At 64.2% G+C, this 17,035-nt stretch carries 16 protein-coding genes; 8 read left to right on the top strand and 8 right to left on the bottom strand.

Translation table 11 applies throughout. The annotated features are described in order from the left end of the window. Positions 1-2 precede the first annotated feature (2 nt). Entirely contained in the window at positions 3-335 is a 333-nt protein-coding gene (locus tag VGH41_RS03850; protein WP_331596015.1) for a helix-turn-helix domain-containing protein, read from the top strand. 144 nt (positions 336-479) lie between these two features. Here VGH41_RS03850 and VGH41_RS03845 read toward each other — a convergent pair whose 3' ends face one another. Beyond that, positions 480-1,034, bottom strand: a complete 555-nt coding sequence (locus VGH41_RS03845; RefSeq protein ID WP_331596014.1) for a cob(I)yrinic acid a,c-diamide adenosyltransferase — start codon at positions 1,032-1,034, stop codon at positions 480-482. Positions 1,035-1,224: 190 nt separating this feature from the next. Between VGH41_RS03845 and VGH41_RS03840 the strand changes: the two genes are divergently transcribed. The 6 genes from VGH41_RS03840 to proC all read left to right on the top strand — a co-directional run bounded on the left by VGH41_RS03840 (position 1,225) and on the right by proC (position 8,405). Next, a complete protein-coding gene (locus VGH41_RS03840) occupies positions 1,225-2,646 on the top strand; it encodes an FAD-linked oxidase C-terminal domain-containing protein (protein ID WP_331596013.1) in 1,422 nt (473 codons plus the stop codon). Between the two features lie 93 nt (positions 2,647-2,739). After that, positions 2,740-4,233, top strand: a complete 1,494-nt coding sequence (locus VGH41_RS03835; RefSeq protein ID WP_331596012.1) for an FAD-linked oxidase C-terminal domain-containing protein — start codon at positions 2,740-2,742, stop codon at positions 4,231-4,233. Between the two features lie 204 nt (positions 4,234-4,437). Continuing rightward, on the top strand, positions 4,438-5,526 hold the full coding sequence (gene glcE, locus VGH41_RS03830; protein WP_331596011.1) for a glycolate oxidase subunit GlcE: 1,089 nt from the start codon (positions 4,438-4,440) through the stop codon (positions 5,524-5,526). An 8-nt stretch (positions 5,527-5,534) separates the two neighbouring features. After that, on the top strand, positions 5,535-6,761 hold the full coding sequence (gene glcF / locus VGH41_RS03825; RefSeq protein WP_331596010.1) for a glycolate oxidase subunit GlcF: 1,227 nt from the start codon (positions 5,535-5,537) through the stop codon (positions 6,759-6,761). 113 nt (positions 6,762-6,874) lie between these two features. After that, positions 6,875-7,573 (top strand): YggS family pyridoxal phosphate-dependent enzyme, encoded by a 699-nt coding sequence (locus tag VGH41_RS03820; RefSeq protein ID WP_331596009.1) that lies wholly within the window; start codon positions 6,875-6,877, stop codon positions 7,571-7,573. 16 nt (positions 7,574-7,589) lie between these two features. After that, positions 7,590-8,405, top strand: coding sequence for a pyrroline-5-carboxylate reductase (gene proC, locus VGH41_RS03815; RefSeq protein WP_331596008.1), 816 nt, complete (start codon positions 7,590-7,592; stop codon positions 8,403-8,405). A gap of 57 nt (positions 8,406-8,462) precedes the next feature. On the opposite strand, the gene ubiA is transcribed toward proC, so the two are convergent. The 7 genes from ubiA to recG all read right to left on the bottom strand — a co-directional run bounded on the left by ubiA (position 8,463) and on the right by recG (position 15,783). Then, entirely contained in the window at positions 8,463-9,326 is an 864-nt protein-coding gene (gene ubiA / locus VGH41_RS03810; protein ID WP_331596007.1) for a 4-hydroxybenzoate octaprenyltransferase, read from the bottom strand. Between the two features lie 211 nt (positions 9,327-9,537). Next, positions 9,538-10,026 (bottom strand): Dps family protein, encoded by a 489-nt coding sequence (locus tag VGH41_RS03805; protein WP_006047907.1) that lies wholly within the window; start codon positions 10,024-10,026, stop codon positions 9,538-9,540. A gap of 199 nt (positions 10,027-10,225) precedes the next feature. After that, a complete protein-coding gene (locus tag VGH41_RS03800) occupies positions 10,226-10,387 on the bottom strand; it encodes a hypothetical protein (RefSeq protein WP_331596006.1) in 162 nt (53 codons plus the stop codon). Between the two features lie 132 nt (positions 10,388-10,519). Continuing rightward, positions 10,520-11,971, bottom strand: a complete 1,452-nt coding sequence (locus VGH41_RS03795; protein ID WP_331596005.1) for a catalase — start codon at positions 11,969-11,971, stop codon at positions 10,520-10,522. Positions 11,972-12,058: 87 nt separating this feature from the next. Further along, entirely contained in the window at positions 12,059-12,196 is a 138-nt protein-coding gene (locus tag VGH41_RS03790) for a hypothetical protein (protein WP_331596004.1), read from the bottom strand. Positions 12,197-12,434: 238 nt separating this feature from the next. Next, the gene (locus VGH41_RS03785) at positions 12,435-13,394 is read right to left on the bottom strand and encodes a LysR substrate-binding domain-containing protein (RefSeq protein ID WP_331596003.1); all 960 of its coding nucleotides are present in this window, start codon (positions 13,392-13,394) and stop codon (positions 12,435-12,437) included. A 187-nt stretch (positions 13,395-13,581) separates the two neighbouring features. Further along, a complete protein-coding gene (gene recG / locus VGH41_RS03780; protein ID WP_331596002.1) occupies positions 13,582-15,783 on the bottom strand; it encodes an ATP-dependent DNA helicase RecG in 2,202 nt (733 codons plus the stop codon). Positions 15,784-16,005: 222 nt separating this feature from the next. Between recG and queA the strand changes: the two genes are divergently transcribed. Further along, positions 16,006-17,035, top strand: a 1,030-nt coding sequence (gene queA, locus VGH41_RS03775; RefSeq protein WP_331596001.1) for a tRNA preQ1(34) S-adenosylmethionine ribosyltransferase-isomerase QueA, incomplete at its 3' end; no start/stop codon positions are given.

Below are 17,035 nucleotides of genomic sequence, written 5' to 3'. Positions count from 1 at the left end.
CAATGACGATCGACACCAAAATCCGTCACGTTTCCAGGCCCGGCGCAAACCTGTTCCTCGAACTCGGGTTTCCCGCCGAGGAGGCGGCCCGGCTGCACGCCGCGTCGCAGAAACAGATCAACGACACGCGGCTCCTGAAGGAACAGTTGATGACCGAGCTGTCCAGCTGGATCGACGAGCATCATCTGAAGCAGGCCGAAGCAGCTGAGATTCTGATGGTGTCGCGCCCGCGCGTCTCGGACGTGGTCAACAAGAAAACGGCCAAGTTCACCATCGACACGCTGGTCGAAATGATGAGCCGGATTGGCAAGCCGGTCACCCTGGCCATTGGTTGACGCGCGGTTGATGCGCGGCCGATGTGCGATTGACCTGGGCTGATGCGCTTCAGTTGGCGGATACGCTGCGTTGCGCTCAGCGCGCTGCGGCTTCACCGCGACAGTCCATGTTGCAGCGCCACAGCCTGGTTGGGCTCGTTCGAGTTACTTGGTCCCGCGTTCGTGTTGCCAGAGCACATCACTGCCGCCGTCCGCACGGTTGAGCACGCGCGCCAGCACAAATAGCAAATCCGACAGACGGTTTACATATTGACGCGGCGCCGCGTTGATCGTCTCGGTCTTGCCCAGCGTCACAATGGCCCGCTCGGCACGCCGGCATACCGTCCGGCACACATGCGCGAGCGACGCAGCCCGCGAACCGCCCGGCAAAATGAACTCCTTAAGCGGCGGCAGCCTGGCGTTGTAGTCGGCTAGCCAGTCGTCGAGCTGACTGAGGTGCCCGTCCGTGATCATCGTGTGGCCGGGAATGCAGAGCTCGCCGCCCAGGTCGAACAGGTCGTGCTGGATCGCGGTGAGCGCCGCCCGCACGTTGTCAGGTAAGGGCTCGCACAGCAACACGCCGAGGTTCGAGTTGAGTTCGTCGACGTCGCCAACCGCCGCAATGCGCGCGTCGCCCTTGCTGACCCGGCGGCCGTCGCCAAGACCCGTGGTGCCGTCATCGCCCGTGCGCGTGGCGATCTTGCTCAAGCGATTGCCCATGATATGCCTCGTCCTTTCAATGGCGGATGCGCGGAAACTTCACCCAGTCCGGTCCGCACCCGGACCGGCTGCGCGCATCCTGAAGTCGCCGCCATTATAGGTTCGGCGGCGAAGCGGCGCCGGGCCTTGAATGATCGGCGTAAAATGAAACGCAAACTACACAAGCACTGCCAGTTATCAGGAGACATGTGTGAATCATCCTGCGCCGCCGGCCCCCTTGCGCCGTCCGTTCCCCACTGAGTTGCTCAGCACGCTCAAGTCCGTCTTCGGTGAGCGTGTTTCGACCGCTGATGCAGTGCGCGCCCATCATGGCCGCGACGAATCACCATTCGATCCGCAATTGCCCGACGCCGTCGTGTTCGCCCGCAATACCGAAGACGTGCAGACCATCGTCAAGCTATGCGGCCAGTATGACGTGCCGATCATCCCCTATGGCAACGGCTCGTCGCTGGAGGGGCATCTACTCGCGGTACAGGGCGGCGTGTCCATCGATCTGTCGGACATGAACCGCGTGCTGTCCATCAACGCGGAAGACCTGACTGTCACCGTCGAGCCGGGCATCTCGCGCAAGCAGTTGAACGAAGCGTTGCGCGACACCGGCCTGTTCTTCCCGATCGATCCCGGCGCGGATGCGAGCATCGGCGGTATGTCGGCCACCCGTGCCTCCGGTACCAACGCCGTGCGTTACGGCACCATGCGCGAAAACGTGCTGGGTCTGACCGTCGTGCTGGCGGACGGCCGCGTCATCAAAACCGGCACGCGGGCACGCAAATCGTCCGCCGGGTATGACCTGACGCGCCTCTTTGTCGGCTCGGAAGGCACCCTCGGAGTGATCACCGAAATCACCGTGAAGCTCTACCCGCTGCCCGAGGCCGTGTCGGCCGCCGTGTGCACCTTCCCATCCATGGGCAATGCGGTACGCGCCGTGATCGAGACCATTCAGATGGGCGTGCCGATTGCCCGCGTCGAGTTCGTGGACTCACTCGCCATCCGTTCCATCAACCGTCATTCGAACCTGACGCTGCGCGAAGCGCCCACCCTCTTCTTCGAATTCCACGGCACCGAAGCCGGCGTGCAGGAGCAGGCTGAACTCGTGCAGGAGCTCACGGCGCAAAACGCGGGCGAGGGTTTCGAATGGGCCACCCGTCCGGAAGACCGTAGCCGTCTGTGGAACGCGCGCCACAACGCCTACTTTGCGATGCTGCAATTGAAGCCCGGCTGCCGCGCCGTGACGACCGACGTGTGCGTGCCCATCTCGCGGCTCGCCGAATGCGTGGAGGAGACGGAGCAGGACCTGCTCGCCTCGCCGCTGCCCTGCCCGATCGTCGGCCATGTCGGCGACGGCAATTTCCACGTCGCCATCCTGATCGACCCGAACCAGCCCGAAGAGCTCGTGGAAGCCGAACGGCTCAACCACCGGATCGTGCAGCGCGCGCTGCGCATGGACGGCACGTGCACGGGAGAACACGGCATCGGGCTGCATAAAATGGGTTTCCTGCTTGAAGAGCATGGCGCAGTCGCCGTGGACACCATGCGCTCCATCAAGCACGCACTCGACCCGCATAACCTGATGAACCCCGGCAAAATATTTTCGTGGGCGGGTGAGGCATAGCCGGCAGGCTCATCATGCTGGCATGGTAAATAGCGGCAACGTCGCGCGGCAGGCCCCGCGCAACCGGAGCACCGGCGTACGAGGAGATGAGACATGAATGCACCCGCCGAACTGTCGGCTGAAGTGCTCGCCCAGCGTCAGCGCGAAGTCGTGCAGGCGTTGATGGCTGTGCTGCCCACGCATTGCCTGCTGTACCGCGAAGAAGACACGGTCGCTTACGATTGCGACGGGCTTGCCGCCTACCGCCGGCTGCCGCTGGCGGTTGCCTTGCCGGAGACGGAGTCGCAGGTGCAACGCATCGTGCAGATCTGCCACCGGCTCGACGTGCCCATCGTGCCGCGCGGCGCCGGCACCGGCCTGTCGGGGGGCGCCATGCCCATCCGGCACGGCGTGGTGCTGTCGCTGGCGCGCTTCAGGAAAATCGTCGAAGTGGACTCGTATGCACGCACCGCAACGGTCCAGCCGGGCGTGCGCAACCTCGCCATCTCCGAAGCCGCCGCGCCCTACGGCTTGTACTACGCGCCTGATCCGTCCTCGCAGATTGCCTGCACGATCGGCGGCAACGTGTCCGAAAATTCCGGCGGCGTGCACTGCCTGAAATATGGCCTGACTGTGCACAACGTGCTGCGCGTGCGGGCCATTACGATGGAAGGTGAAGTCGTCGAGTTCGGTTCGCTCGGACCTGATGCGCCCGGGCTCGATCTGCTGGCCGTGCTGATCGGGAGCGAAGGCATGTTCGCCATCGTCACGGAGGTCACCGTCAGACTGATTCCCAAGCCGCAGACCGCGCAGGTGATCATGGCGAGCTTCGACGACGTCGTGAAAGGCGGTGACGCGGTGGCCGGCATCATCGCGGCGGGCATCATTCCGGCAGGTCTGGAGATGATGGACAAACCGGCCACGCGCGCCGTCGAAGAATTTGTCAACGCCGGTTACGACCTCGACGCGGCAGCCATCCTGCTGTGCGAATCGGACGGCACACCGGAGGAAGTGGCCGATGAAATCGTGCGCATGACCGCAGTGCTGCGCGAACACGGCGCGACGCGCATCCAGATTTCACGCTCCGAAAGTGAACGGTTGAAGTTCTGGTCCGGGCGCAAGAATGCCTTCCCCGCCGCCGGTCGCATCTCGCCCGACTACTACTGCATGGACGGCACCGTGCCGCGCCGCAGTATCGGGCCGCTGCTCGCGCGCATCGAAGAGATGGAAAAAAAGTATCGGCTGCGCTGTATCAACGTTTTCCACGCCGGCGACGGCAACATGCACCCGCTCATTCTGTTCAACGGCAACGACCTCGACGAGTGGCATCGCGCCGAGGCATTCGGCGGCGACATCCTCGAAGCGTGCGTCGAACTGGGCGGAACCGTGACGGGCGAGCATGGCGTAGGCATCGAGAAGATCAATTCCATGTGCGTGCAGTTTTCCCCCGAAGAGCGCGACACGTTTCACGCGGTCAAGCGCGCCTTCGACCCCCCGGGTCTGCTCAATCCGGACAAGGGCATTCCTACACGGGCGCGCTGTGCCGAATACGGCAAGATGCACGTACGTGGCGGCTTGCTGCCGCATCCTGAGTTGCCGCGCTTCTAGGACGCTTCGAACCGGCGGGCCCGGCGCGTCAGTTGGGGCGCCATGGGCGGCGGCGAGCCTTTGCGCCACCGCCTGCACGGACGTTTGCGCCGACCTCGGCGGTCGGCACGGGGCTTTCGCCCACGCCCTCATGCGGGTCCGCTCCGGGTTGCCAGCACGGCCGCGCCCGGTACAATCGAACGAAACACAACGAAGCAGGACACCATGGAAGAGGACGACGCCGTCGCTGCCTGGTCCGAACGCATCCGTTCGGCCACCGCCGAAGGCCGCCCGCTACGGATTCGCGGCGGCGGCACCAAGGACTGGTACGGACAGACGCTGGAAGGAGACATCCTCGACACGCGCACGCATCGCGGCATCATTGCCTATGACCCGGCTGAGCTGGTCATCACCGCGCGCGCCGGCACACCCCTGCTGGAGATCGAGGCAGCCCTCGCCGCACAGGAACAGATGCTGGCGTTCGAGCCGCCTCATTTCGGCCCCAGCGCCACGTTCGGCGGCTGTATCGCAGCGGGCATAGCGGGTCCGCGGCGTCCGGCGGCAGGCGCCGCGCGCGACTTCGTGCTGGGCGCGGTCATCATGAACGGCCAGGGCCAGGTGTTGCACTTTGGCGGCCAGGTCGTGAAGAACGTCGCGGGTTACGACGTATCGCGCCTGATGGCCGGTTCACTGGGCACGCTGGGACTGATTCTCGAACTGTCGGTGAAGGTGCTGCCGTTGCCGAAAGCCGAAGCCACGCTGAAGTTCGACATGAACGGCACCGACGCCGTTCGCAAGCTCAACGAATGGGGTGGCCGCCCCTTGCCTATCACCGCCAGCGCCTGGCGCAACGGCACGCTGGTGCTGCGCCTCGCCGGCGCGGAAGCGGCGGTCAAATCCGCGCGCACGTCCCTTGGCGGCGAGGTCGTGGATGCCGTGGAAGCCGAACGTTTCTGGGCCGGCCTGCGCGAACAGACTGACCCGTTCTTCGGGGCCATCGCGCCGAAGACGGCACTCTGGCGCCTGGCACTGCCGTCCATCACCGAACCGCTGCAATTGCCCGGTGCCCAATTGATGGAATGGGGCGGCGGCCAGCGCTGGTGGATCACCGATACCGACGCGCAAACCGTGCGCATCAGCGCCAAACAGGCCGGCGGCCACGCAACCATTTTCCGCACCGGCCACGGCTATGACCGCAGCGCCGGCGTGTTCACGCCGCTGCCTGCCCCGCTGATGAAAATCCATCGTGGCCTGAAGGCCGCGTTCGACCCAGCCCGCATCTTCAATCGCGGCCGGCTGTATCCCGACTTCTGAGCCACGCGATGCAAACCAACCTCGCGGAATTCATGCGCCAAACCGCCGATGGGGCCGAAGCCGACGCCATCCTGCGCAAATGCGTGCATTGTGGCTTTTGCACGGCCACCTGTCCGACTTACCAGTTGCTCGGTGACGAACTCGACGGCCCGCGCGGACGCATCTATCTGATCAAGCAGATGGTGGAAGGCGCGCCGGTGACGCGCAGCACCCAGACCCACCTGGACCGCTGCCTGACCTGCCGCAATTGCGAGACCACCTGCCCGTCGGGCGTGCAATACGGGCGGCTGGTGGAAATCGGCCGCAAACTCACCGAAGAAAAAGTGGTGCGCCCGTTCGGCCAGAGACTGATGCGCCGCGTCCTTGCGAGCCTCGTGCCGAACAGCGCGATTTTCTCCCCGGCAATGCGCCTCGGCCAGCACGTGCGTCCGTTCTTGCCCAAGAAGCTGCGCGACAAGGTGCCCGCGCGCCAGCGCCCGCTGCAATGGCCCGACGCCACGCACACGCGCAAGATGCTGATGCTGGCCGGCTGCGTGCAGCCTTCGATGATGCCGAACGTCAACATCGCCACCGCACGTGTGCTCGACGCGCTCGGCGTGCAGACGCTCATTGCGCCAGAAGCCGGCTGTTGCGGTGCGATCCGCCTGCATCTGGGCTACCACGACGAAGCGCTCGACGACATCCGCGCCAATATCGACGCCTGGTGGCCTTACGTCGAGCAAGGTGTGGAAGCCATCGTGATGAACGCGTCGGGCTGCGGCGCCACCGTCAAGGAATACGCGCACCTGCTGCGCAACGACCCGGCCTACGCCGCGAAGGCTGAGCGCATTGTCGAACTGACGCGTGACATCGCCGAGATCCTGCCCGAGTTCGAAGAGGCGCTAAGCGCCATCACGCGCCGCCGCGCCGTGCACACGGTAGCCTTCCATCCGCCCTGCACGCTGCAGCACGGCCAGCAATTGCGCGGCAATGTAGAGCATGTGCTGACCACGCTCGGCATTGAGGTGCGCCTGCCCGCCGACAGTCACCTGTGCTGCGGCTCGGCTGGTACCTATTCGCTTACGCAGCCCAGGCTTTCGTATGCGTTGCGCGATCAGAAGCTCGACAGACTGCACGCGCAGGAGCCGCAAGTGATCGTATCGGCCAACGTGGGCTGCATTGCGCACCTGCAAAGCGGCACGTCCACGCCGGTCGCACACTGGATCGAACTCGTCGAACACATGCTATACGGTTAGACGGGCCGCAACCCATCGCCACTGCAACGCTGGCCATTCGGCCAGGTCGCGCGCTGCGGTGCGGTCCGTATAATCTCCCCATCGCCTCTCCCGCAGGTTTCTGCTGACATTTCATGCCCGAACTCGCCCACAATCTCGCAGCGGTGTCCCAGCGCATCGCCCTTGCCGCGCAGCTTGCCGACCGCGCGCCAGATTCGGTGACGCTGCTCGCGGTCTCGAAGACGTTTCCCGCTGAAGACGTCCGCGCCGTGCATGCGGCCGGTCAGCGCGCGTTCGGCGAGAACTACGTGCAGGAAGCACTGACGAAAATCGAGGCGCTGGCCGACTTGCGCGCGTCGCTCGAATGGCATTTCATCGGACCGCTGCAGTCCAACAAGACCCGTCCGGTTGCGGAAAATTTCGACTGGGTGCATTCGGTCGATCGCCTGAAGATTGCCCAACGGCTCGCCGAACAGCGGCCGGCCAATCTGCCTCCGCTCAACGTCTGCCTGCAGGTCAACGTCAGCGGTGAAGCGACCAAAGCCGGCGTCGCACCGGCGGATGCCGCACAAGTTGCTCATGCGATCGCCGCGCTGCCGCAACTGCGCCTGCGCGGCCTGATGGCGATTCCCGAGCCGGCCGGGGGCGTCGACGAGCAACGCGCGCCGCATCGTCAGTTGCGCGAGCTGTTCGACAAGCTGCGCGCCGACGGACTCGAACTGGACACGCTCTCGATGGGCATGTCGAGCGACCTCGAAGCGGCCGTGCTCGAAGGCGCGACGATCGTGCGGGTCGGCACGGCGATCTTCGGCAAGCGCGACTACTCCAACTGAACTCTTCCGGAACATCATGAAAATTGCTTTCATCGGCGGCGGCAATATGGCCGCTGCAATCATCGGCGGTCTCATCAGGCACGGTGTCGCGCCGGCCGATCTGTACGCGATCGACCCTAACGAAGAAGCGCGCAAACGCAGCGAGCAGCAATTCGGCATTCGCACCGGCGCAGCGGCAGACGGGGCGCTCACCTCGTTCGATGCCGTCGTGCTGGCCGTCAAGCCGCAGATCCTGAAGAGCGTTGCCGAAGCACTCGCAGCGCATCTGGGCGCAACCCAGGTGGTCATCAGCATTGTTGCCGGCATTCGTGCGGCTGACCTGTCGCGCTGGCTCAACGGCCACGAGCGGATCGTGCGGGTGATGCCCAATACGCCGGCGCTGATCGGCATGGGCGTCGCGGGTCTGGCGGCAACCGGCAGCGTCGACGAAGCGGACCGTGCGCTCGCCACGCAAGTGCTCGACGCGGTAGGCAAAACGGTCTGGTTCGATGACGAAGCGAAGATCGACGCGGTCACCGCGATCTCGGGCAGCGGGCCGGCCTACGTGTTCTATTTCATCGAAGCGCTCGAGGAAGCCGCGCGCCAGCTTGGCATGGACGCAGCGCAAGGCCGTGCGCTGGCGGTCGCGACGTTCACCGGCGCGGCGCAATTGGCCGCGCAATCCGACGAGCCGCCGGGTGTGCTGCGCGAGCGTGTGACATCGAAGGGCGGCACGACTGCCGCAGCCCTCGCTTCGTTCGACGCAAGCGGCGTGAAGGATGCAATCGTGCGTGGCGTGCTGGCGGCCGATGCACGCGCCAAGGAAATGGGCGACGAATTCGGCAAGCAGTAGAACGCCTGGGGCGCCGCCCGGGCAAGTCCAGGCTAGCTGAATGGCGGCGCGCGGCGCTTAAAAGCCCGCCGCCACGTAATGCGCGGCGATCCCCGCAAACAGCGCGCCGCCCAGCCAGTTGTTATGGCGAAATGCTGCGAAGCAGGCCATGCGGTCGCGCTCGCGGATCAGCGTGTAGTGATACACCGCACAGCCCACGGCAGCCGCCCAGCCCAGCCAGTATGGCCAGCTAAATCCGAGCGTCAGGCCAATGCGCAGATAGATGCCGAGCGTCAGCGCATAGCAGAGCATGATGGCGAACACGTCGTAGCGGCCGAACGTCAGTGCCGAAGTACGAATGCCGATCTTGATGTCGTCGTCGCGATCGACCATGGCGTATGCGGTGTCGTAAGCAACCGACCAGAACACATTGGCCAGCAGCATCAGCCACGCGAGCATGGGCACGTGGTTCTGGATGGCGGCAAACGCCATTGGAATACCGAAGCCGAACGCAATCCCCAGATACGCCTGCGGAATCGCAAAGAAACGCTTGGTGAACGGATACGAAGCCGCGACAAACAGTGCGATCACCGACAACTCTTTGGTCAGCGTGTTCAGCGGCAAGATCAGCAGAAACGAGATCAACGAAAGCGCCACGGCGAGTGCCACCGCTTCCCACGCCTTGATCTTGCCCGAGGTAATCGGACGATTCTCGGTGCGCTTCACGTAGCGGTCGAAATCGCGGTCGGCGTAGTCGTTGATCGCGCAGCCGGCTGAGCGCATTAGCACTGTGCCGAGTGCGAAAATCACCAGAAGCGACAGCGACGGATGTCCGTCTGACGCGATCCACAACGCGTTGAGCGTCGGCCACAGCAGCAGCAGGCTGCCGATTGGCTTGTCCATACGGACGAGGCGCAGGTACAGCGGAAGTCGGGCGAACATGGGCAGGCGTCGTGAAGTGCTGGCAGTCCCGCCATTTTAAGGTATGTGCGCGCGGTGGTCGGCGCAGGGCGGCACCTGCCTGGCCCAGCGTCCGTTTCGCCACGCGTAAAAAAGCCTCCCGCGCGGGGAGGCTTCATGTTTCGTCACAACCGCCAGCGCTGCTCGTAAGCAACCCGGCGGCGTCAGACGCCAACGCCGCACTCAAAACGCTTTAAGCCAGCATCGAACGCAGCATCCACGCCGTCTTTTCGTGCGTCTGCATGCGTTGCGTCAGCAGGTCGGCGGTCGGCTCGTCATTCGCCGCTTCCGTGGACGGGAAGATCGCGCGCGCAGTGCGCACCACGGCTTCCTGACCTTCCACCAGCTGACGGATCATCTCTTCCGCAGCCGGCACGCCGTCCGCCTCGGGAATTGACGACAGCTTCGCGAAGTCCTTGTAGCTGCCCGGCGCATGCACGCCCAGCGCGCGGATCCGTTCCGCGATCGAATCAACCGCGAGCGCCAGCTCGTTGTATTGCGTTTCGAACATCAGGTGCAGCGTGTTGAACATCGGCCCCGTCACATTCCAGTGGAAGTTATGGGTCTTCAGGTACAGCGTGTAGGTGTCGGCCAGCAGGCGCGACAGGCCTTCGGCGATCTTCTTGCGATCTTTGTCGCTGATACCGATATTGACGTGCTGTACAGCTTCTTTCTTGGCCATGATGACTCCTTTGAAGAGTGATGCGAACCGGCAGGCAGAGGGAGGCACGTTCATGTGCAAACCACGAGCGCGCAAACGTCCCGTAGTTTATCGTACAAATATGCGTCTTTCGTGCGACGGCCGGTCACCACGCCACGCCAGCGCGCATGGAGGCAAGATGGATTCGAGCGTCGTGCTCAGGTCACACCTGGGCGTGCAATCAGCCGCCGAACATGTGCTGCAGCCCATGCGCCAGCAAAACCGCGTAGCCGCTGCTGACGATTGCAAGTCCAAGCATCTTGCGCGCCAGCACATTGCCGTGCATCTGCAGCGCACCCTGTGCACGCCCCGTGCCGCTCATGCTCAAAATCATCTGGACCATGACTGCTCTCCGTCGGTTCGTCTTCAAAACGGGCGAGGCGCACATGCGCCTCACCGTACTACGTTGCTCACATCAAGGTAGCCAAGCCCCGCGCAGCCAGATGCAACAGCCCGCTCCTGGGACTCGCTTCACTTACTTCGCCTTTTCATTCAACTTCGCCAGCGCCGCGATCACACCTTCGGCATACGCCGGATCGGCGCGGCGGAAATGTTCGATCTGACGCGCCACGATCTCCTGCGGCACACCGTTGATATGACGAGCGATGTTGCCGAACAGACGTTCACGCTGCGCCGCATCGAAGAGGGCGAACAGCATGCCCGGCTGCGTGTAATAGTCCTGGTCGTCACGATGATCGTAACGGTCCGCTGCGCCCGCTGCGAGCGGCGGCTCCGACGCGTTCGTATCTTGCGTGAAGTCACCGAAGCGATTCGGCTCGTAGTTCACATTGCCGCCGAGGTTGCCGTCCGTGCGCATCGCCCCGTCGCGGTGGAACGAATGCGGATTCGGCACACGCGACGCGTTCACCGGAATCAGATGGTGATTGATGCCGAGGCGATAGCGCTGCGTGTCGCCGTACGAGAACAAACGGCCCTGCAACAGACGGTCCGGCGAGTAGCCAATGCCGGGCACCACGTTGGCCGGCGTGAACGCTGCCTGCTCGACATCCGCGAAGTAGTTCTGCGCGTTACGGTTCAACTCGAGCGTGCCGACGTCGATCAGCGGGTAGTCCTTCTGCGACCACACCTTTGTGATGTCGAACGGGTTGAAACGATACGCCGCTGCCTCCGCTTCCGGCATCACCTGGATGGCGAAACGCCATTTCGGGAAGTTGCCCGCGTCGATGTTGGCGACCAGATCACGTTGCGCGCTCTCACGGTCCTGTGCCACCACTTGTGCAGCTTCGGAGTCACTGTAGTTCTCAATGCCCTGCATGGACTTGAAGTGGAACTTCACCCAGAAGCGCTCGTTATTCGCGTTGATGAACGAGTAAGTGTGCGAGCCGAAACCGTGCATCTGCCGGTAGTTTTGCGGAATGCCGCGATCGCTCATCAGGATCGTCACCTGATGCAGCGATTCCGGATGACGCGACCAGAAATCCCACGCGGCGATATTGCTGCGCATGTTGGTGTACGGATCGCGCTTTTGCGTGTGGATGAAATCCGGGAACTTCAGTGGATCGCGGATGAAAAACACCGGCGTGTTGTTGCCCACGATGTCCCAGTTGCCTTCTTCCGTGTAGAACTTGATCGAAAAGCCGCGTACGTCGCGTTCCGCATCGGCAGCGCCGCGCTCGCCCGCCACCGTCGAAAAGCGCATGAACAGCGGCGTTTCCTTGCCGACTTGCGCGAACACCTTGGCCTTCGTGTAGCGCGAGATATCGTGCGTCACCTTCAGCGTACCGAACGCGCCCGAACCTTTTGCGTGCACACGACGCTCCGGAATCACCTCCCGGTCGAAATGCGCGAGCTTCTCAAGCAGCCATACGTCTTGCAGCACGACCGGGCCGCGTACGCCGGCGGTCATCGAATTCTGGTTATCGGCGACGGGTGCGCCGGCTGCCGTGGTGAGTTTGCTTTCGGACATGCTGAACTCCTGCAGAGATAATTTTTCGTGGGAAGCGAGTTGGACAAGGCGGCGCTGCCAGACAGCGCGCGCCGGATCATTGACGGCTTATGCGCTCAGCGCGCGGTCGACCAGCAGCGAAAACGCCACAGTGCGCATGCTGCTCACCGACGCGGCAAAGCGCAGGGTCGAGAACGGCAATTGCGGGGAAGTCTGCTGGGATTGCTGCGGTTGCGGCTGCATCATGATTTCCTCCTGGCCCTAACGGATCGGGCGATCCATGGAGGGAACTATATCAATGCTATCAGATGCGCGCAGTTGATTAATTAAATCTATTCGATAGGACCCACTCTATCGTCGTGAATCCTCGTTGAACGGCGGGAGGGTGCGCCTGCCAGGCGGGCGCGAGACGGCGGGTCAGCGAAAGCCGGCCGGCGCCAGGACAGTGCGCGCATTGCACCCGCACTGCCCGGTTAAGCCGCCCTCAGCTCACTGCAGCCGGCAGTTCCAGTTTGTTCACGCCGGGCAGTTCGCAGGCGTTGATGGCGTCGCAGATGGCGTCGATGGCGGGCATCCGTGTAAAGCTCTTGCGCCACGCCAGCACCACGCGGCGATCCGGCACCGGGTCGTCAAACGCCACGTAGCTAAGCAGGCCGGAATCGACGCCGCCCGCCTGCGGTTTCACTTCCTGCACCGACATGCGCGGCAGCACGGTAATGCCAACGCCGCTCGCCACCATATGGCGAATCGTTTCCAGCGAAGAGCCTTCGAAGGTCTTCTGGATACCGTCCGCATTCTGCGAGAAACGCATCAACTCAGGACACACGCCAAGCACGTGATCACGGAAACAATGGCCGCTGCCCAGCAGCAGCATGGTTTCCTGCTTGAGGTCGCCCGGATCGATCTTCGAACGATGCTCCCACGCATGACCCGACGGCAGCGCGACGACGAACGGCTCGTCATACAGCGGACGCAGCATCAGTCCGGTTTCCGGGAATGGCAGCGCCATGATGGCGACGTCGATCTCGCCCTGCTTGAGCAGCTCGATCAGCTTGAGCGTGTAATTTTCCTGCAGCATGAGCGGCATCTGCGGGACGCGCTTGATCATCTGCTTGACGAGCGTGGGCAGCAGGTACGGCCCGATCGTGTAGATCACGCCAAGGCGCAGCGGCCCGACCAGCGGGTCCTTGCCCTGTTTGGCGATTTCCTTGATGGCGAGCGTCTGTTCCAGCACGCGCTGCGCCTGAGTGACGATCTGTTCGCCGATCGGCGTCACGCTGACTTCGCTCGTCCCGCGCTCGAAGATCTGTACGTTCAGTTCGTCTTCGAGTTTTTTGATCGCCACCGACAGCGTTGGCTGGCTGACGAAACACGCCTCAGCCGCGCGGCCAAAATGGCGCTCGCGGGCAACCGCGACGATATATTTCAATTCAGTGAGCGTCATTGGGGACCAATCAGTGCATGAATTCGATAGGTTTCAGTTATACACCTATGGGGCCAATTCGCCAATATGCTGAAGCACCATGAACGCCCGCAAACGTTACCGCTGTTAACCAAGTCGCCGTTCACGCCCTGATTTGCACCGGTATTTAAGTCCGCAGTCGCGCCGGCGCGGGCTGGATCCAGCCGCGTCAGGCCTTCAGATACTGTTCGCGTGCGCCAAGCCAGCGCGCCAGATGCTGCGTGACCACCTCGGGATACTCCTCGAGCAGCCGCGCCGCCGCCTCGCGGGCCGGCTCGATCAGCCAGCCGTCCTGTTCCAGATCGGCGAAACGCAGCATCGCCGCGCCGGACTGACGCGCGCCGAGAAACTCGCCGGGGCCGCGGATTTCGAGGTCGCGACGGGCGATTTCGAAGCCGTCGGTGGTTTCGCGCATGGTTTGCAGGCGGGCGCGGGCGGTGATCGACAGCGGCCCGGTGTACAGCAGCACGCACACCGATGCCGCGCTGCCGCGCCCCACCCGGCCGCGCAACTGATGCAACTGCGCGAGGCCGAAGCGCTCGGCGTGCTCGATCACCATCAACGACGCGTTTGGCACGTCGACGCCCACTTCGATCACCGTGGTCGCGACCAGCAATTGCACCTCGTTGCGGGTGAAGGCGTCCATGACGGCCGCTTTTTCGGCGGGCGCGAGCCTTCCGTGGACGAGGCCGACCTTCAGCTCCGGCAATGCCGCGATCAGGGTTTCATAGGTTTCGACGGCCGTCTGCAATTGCAGCGTCTCGCTCTCTTCAATCAGCGGACAGACCCAGTACACCTGGCGTCCCGTCAGCGCCGCCTCGCGCACGCGGCCGATCACTTCCTCGCGGCGCGCGTCGGAAACGAGCTTGGTCAGGATCGGCGTGCGGCCAGGCGGGAGCTCGTCGATGGTCGAGACGTCGAGGTCCGCGTAGTAGGTCATCGCGAGCGTGCGCGGAATCGGCGTGGCGGACATCATCAACTGGTGCGGCTGGAAGTCGTGCGCGCCGTCGGCGGCGTTGCGCGCCTTCGCGCGCAGCGCCAGCCGCTGCGCGACGCCGAAGCGGTGCTGTTCATCCACGATGACGAGACCCAGGCGGGCGAATTCCACCGCGTCCTGAATGATTGCGTGCGTGCCGATCACCAGTTGCGCGGTGCCGAGCGCGGCGGCTTCGAGCGCCGCCCGCTTCTCCCTGGTCTTCAGACTGCCCGCCAGCCACGCGACGCTGACGCCGAGCGGCTCCAGCCAGCCGCGCAACTTGCGCGCGTGCTGCTCGGCGAGAATTTCAGTGGGCGCCATCAGCGCGGCCTGATAACCGGCGTCGATCGCTTGCGCGGCCGCGAGCGCCGCGACAATCGTCTTGCCGCTGCCGACGTCGCCCTGCAACAGACGCTGCATCGGATGCGGCTGGGTCAGGTCGAGCGCGATTTCCCCGCCGACACGCTCCTGCGCTCTGGTCAGCGAAAACGGCAGCGCCTTCAGCAGGCGCCCGACCAGCGCAGCGGGATCATCGGCGGTGCGGCGCGGCATCGCTGGCGCCGCACGCGTGCGACGCTCCTCATGGGCGCGTTTGAGCGACATCTGCTGTGCAAGCAGTTCCTCGAACTTGATGCGCACCCACGCCGGGTGGGTGCCGTCGATCAGCGCGGTTTCATCCGAATTCACGCCCGGATGATGCAAGGTGCGCACGGCCTGCAGCAGCGGCGGTACCTCGAGCGGCTGCAAATACGCCCGCGCGATCGGCTCCGGCAGCAATTCGGGCAACGCGGCGCGCGACAAGGCGTTATCAATCGCCTTGCGCAGATACGCCTGCGAGACGCCGGCCGTGCTCGGATACACCGGCGTGAGCGCCTGGGGCAGCGGCGTGTCCGCCTCCACCACGCGCACCGCCGGATGCACCATTTCCATGCCGAAGAAACCGCCACGCACGTCGCCGCGCACCCGCAGGCGCACGCCGGGCGCCATCTGCTTGACCTGCGAGCCGTAAAAGTTCAGGAAGCGCAGGATCAGTTCGTCGCCTGCGTCGTCGCGCAGTTTGACGAGCAACTGACGGCGCGGCCGGTAGGCGATTTCGTTGTCGAACACCACGCCTTCGGTCTGCGCGATGCCGCCAGGCAGCAGTTGGCCGATAGGCGTGAGCGAGGTCTCGTCTTCGTAGCGCATCGGCAGATGCAGCACGAGGTCGATATCGTTTTTGAGGCCGAGTTTGGCCAGCTTGTCGGCGGTTTTGGCCAGCGCCGGTGCGGCCTTTTTCTGCTCTTTCACCGATCCGGCCGCGACGAGTTCGCCGCCCTTGCCGCGCGTGGCGCGGCGCTTCGGCTCGGCGCTCACATCGTCGGTAGCGGGAGGTACGCGGGGGTCGGACAAAGGCATGGGTCGCTTCGCAAGTACAATATCGGCTTTCAAAGGTATCGCGGCCGTGCAGTGCGCCGCCGCTGCACAGTACGCGGCGGCTTGTGACGCACGCCGCGCGGTGCACCGCGCGGCCGCTGCGGCGTCCCGCAATCATAGCCGCACGCCACCCGGCTTCGGAGCAATTCAGCCCGGCTTGGGTTCAATTCCGTCTCATTTCGCATCCAGCATCCAGTCAGTCGCATGTTCACGCTTTCCGATTTCGATTTCGTCCTGCCGCCCGAGTTGATCGCGCAAACCGCCCTGCCCGAACGCAGCGCGAGCCGTCTGCTCGAAGTGGAGAACCTCGCCACGTCCGCGCGCTTCATCGACCGGCGTATTTCGGACTTGCCCGGCTGCATCGAGCCGGGCGACCTGCTGGTGTTCAACGATACCAAAGTCCTGAAGGCGCGCTTCCTCGGCCAGAAGGCCAGCGGCGGCAAGATCGAGGTGCTGGTGGAGCGGCTGACCGGCGCGCGCACGGCGCTCGCGCAGATCCGCGCCAGCAAGAGTCCCGGCCCCGGCACGACCCTGCGTCTGGCCGACGCGTTCGAGGTCACCGTCGGCGAGCGGGTCGAGCCGTTCTATACGCTGCACTTCCCCGACGACTGCCTGACGCTGATCGAGCAATACGGCCGCCTGCCGCTGCCGCCGTATATCGAGCACGACCCCGACGCGGCTGACGAAACCCGCTACCAGACCGTGTTCGCGCAGAATCCGGGGGCGGTCGCCGCGCCTACTGCGGGCCTGCATTTCGACGATGCGCTGCTCGCCCGACTGGCCGAACGCGGCGTCGAGCGGGCCACCCTCACGCTGCACGTCGGCGCGGGCACGTTCCAGCCGGTGCGCGTGGAAAAGCTCTCCGAGCACAAGATGCAGAGCGAGTGGTACCAGTTGCCGCAGACGCTGGTGGACCGGATCGTCGCGACGAAAGCCCGCGGCAACAAGGTGATCGCAGTAGGCACGACGTCGATGCGCGCGCTCGAAGCCGCCGCGCGCGACGCCGAAACCGCCGGCCGGCCGCTTGCCGCGACTGCCGCCGAAACCGATATTTTCATCACACCGGGCTACAGGTTTCGCGTAGTCGACCGGCTGGTGACGAACTTCCACTTGCCGAAATCGACGCTGCTGATGCTGGTGTCGGCGTTTGCGGGCATCGAGACGATCCGTTCCGCGTACCGGCATGCCATTGAAGAGCGCTACCGGTTCTTCAGTTACGGCGACGCGATGCTGC

The sequence above is a fragment of the Paraburkholderia sp. genome, assembly GCF_036488795.1.
Lineage (GTDB): Bacteria > Pseudomonadota > Gammaproteobacteria > Burkholderiales > Burkholderiaceae > Paraburkholderia.
The sequence above is the reverse complement of the archived record's forward strand: the minus strand, read 5'-3'. Positions and strand labels throughout refer to the sequence as shown.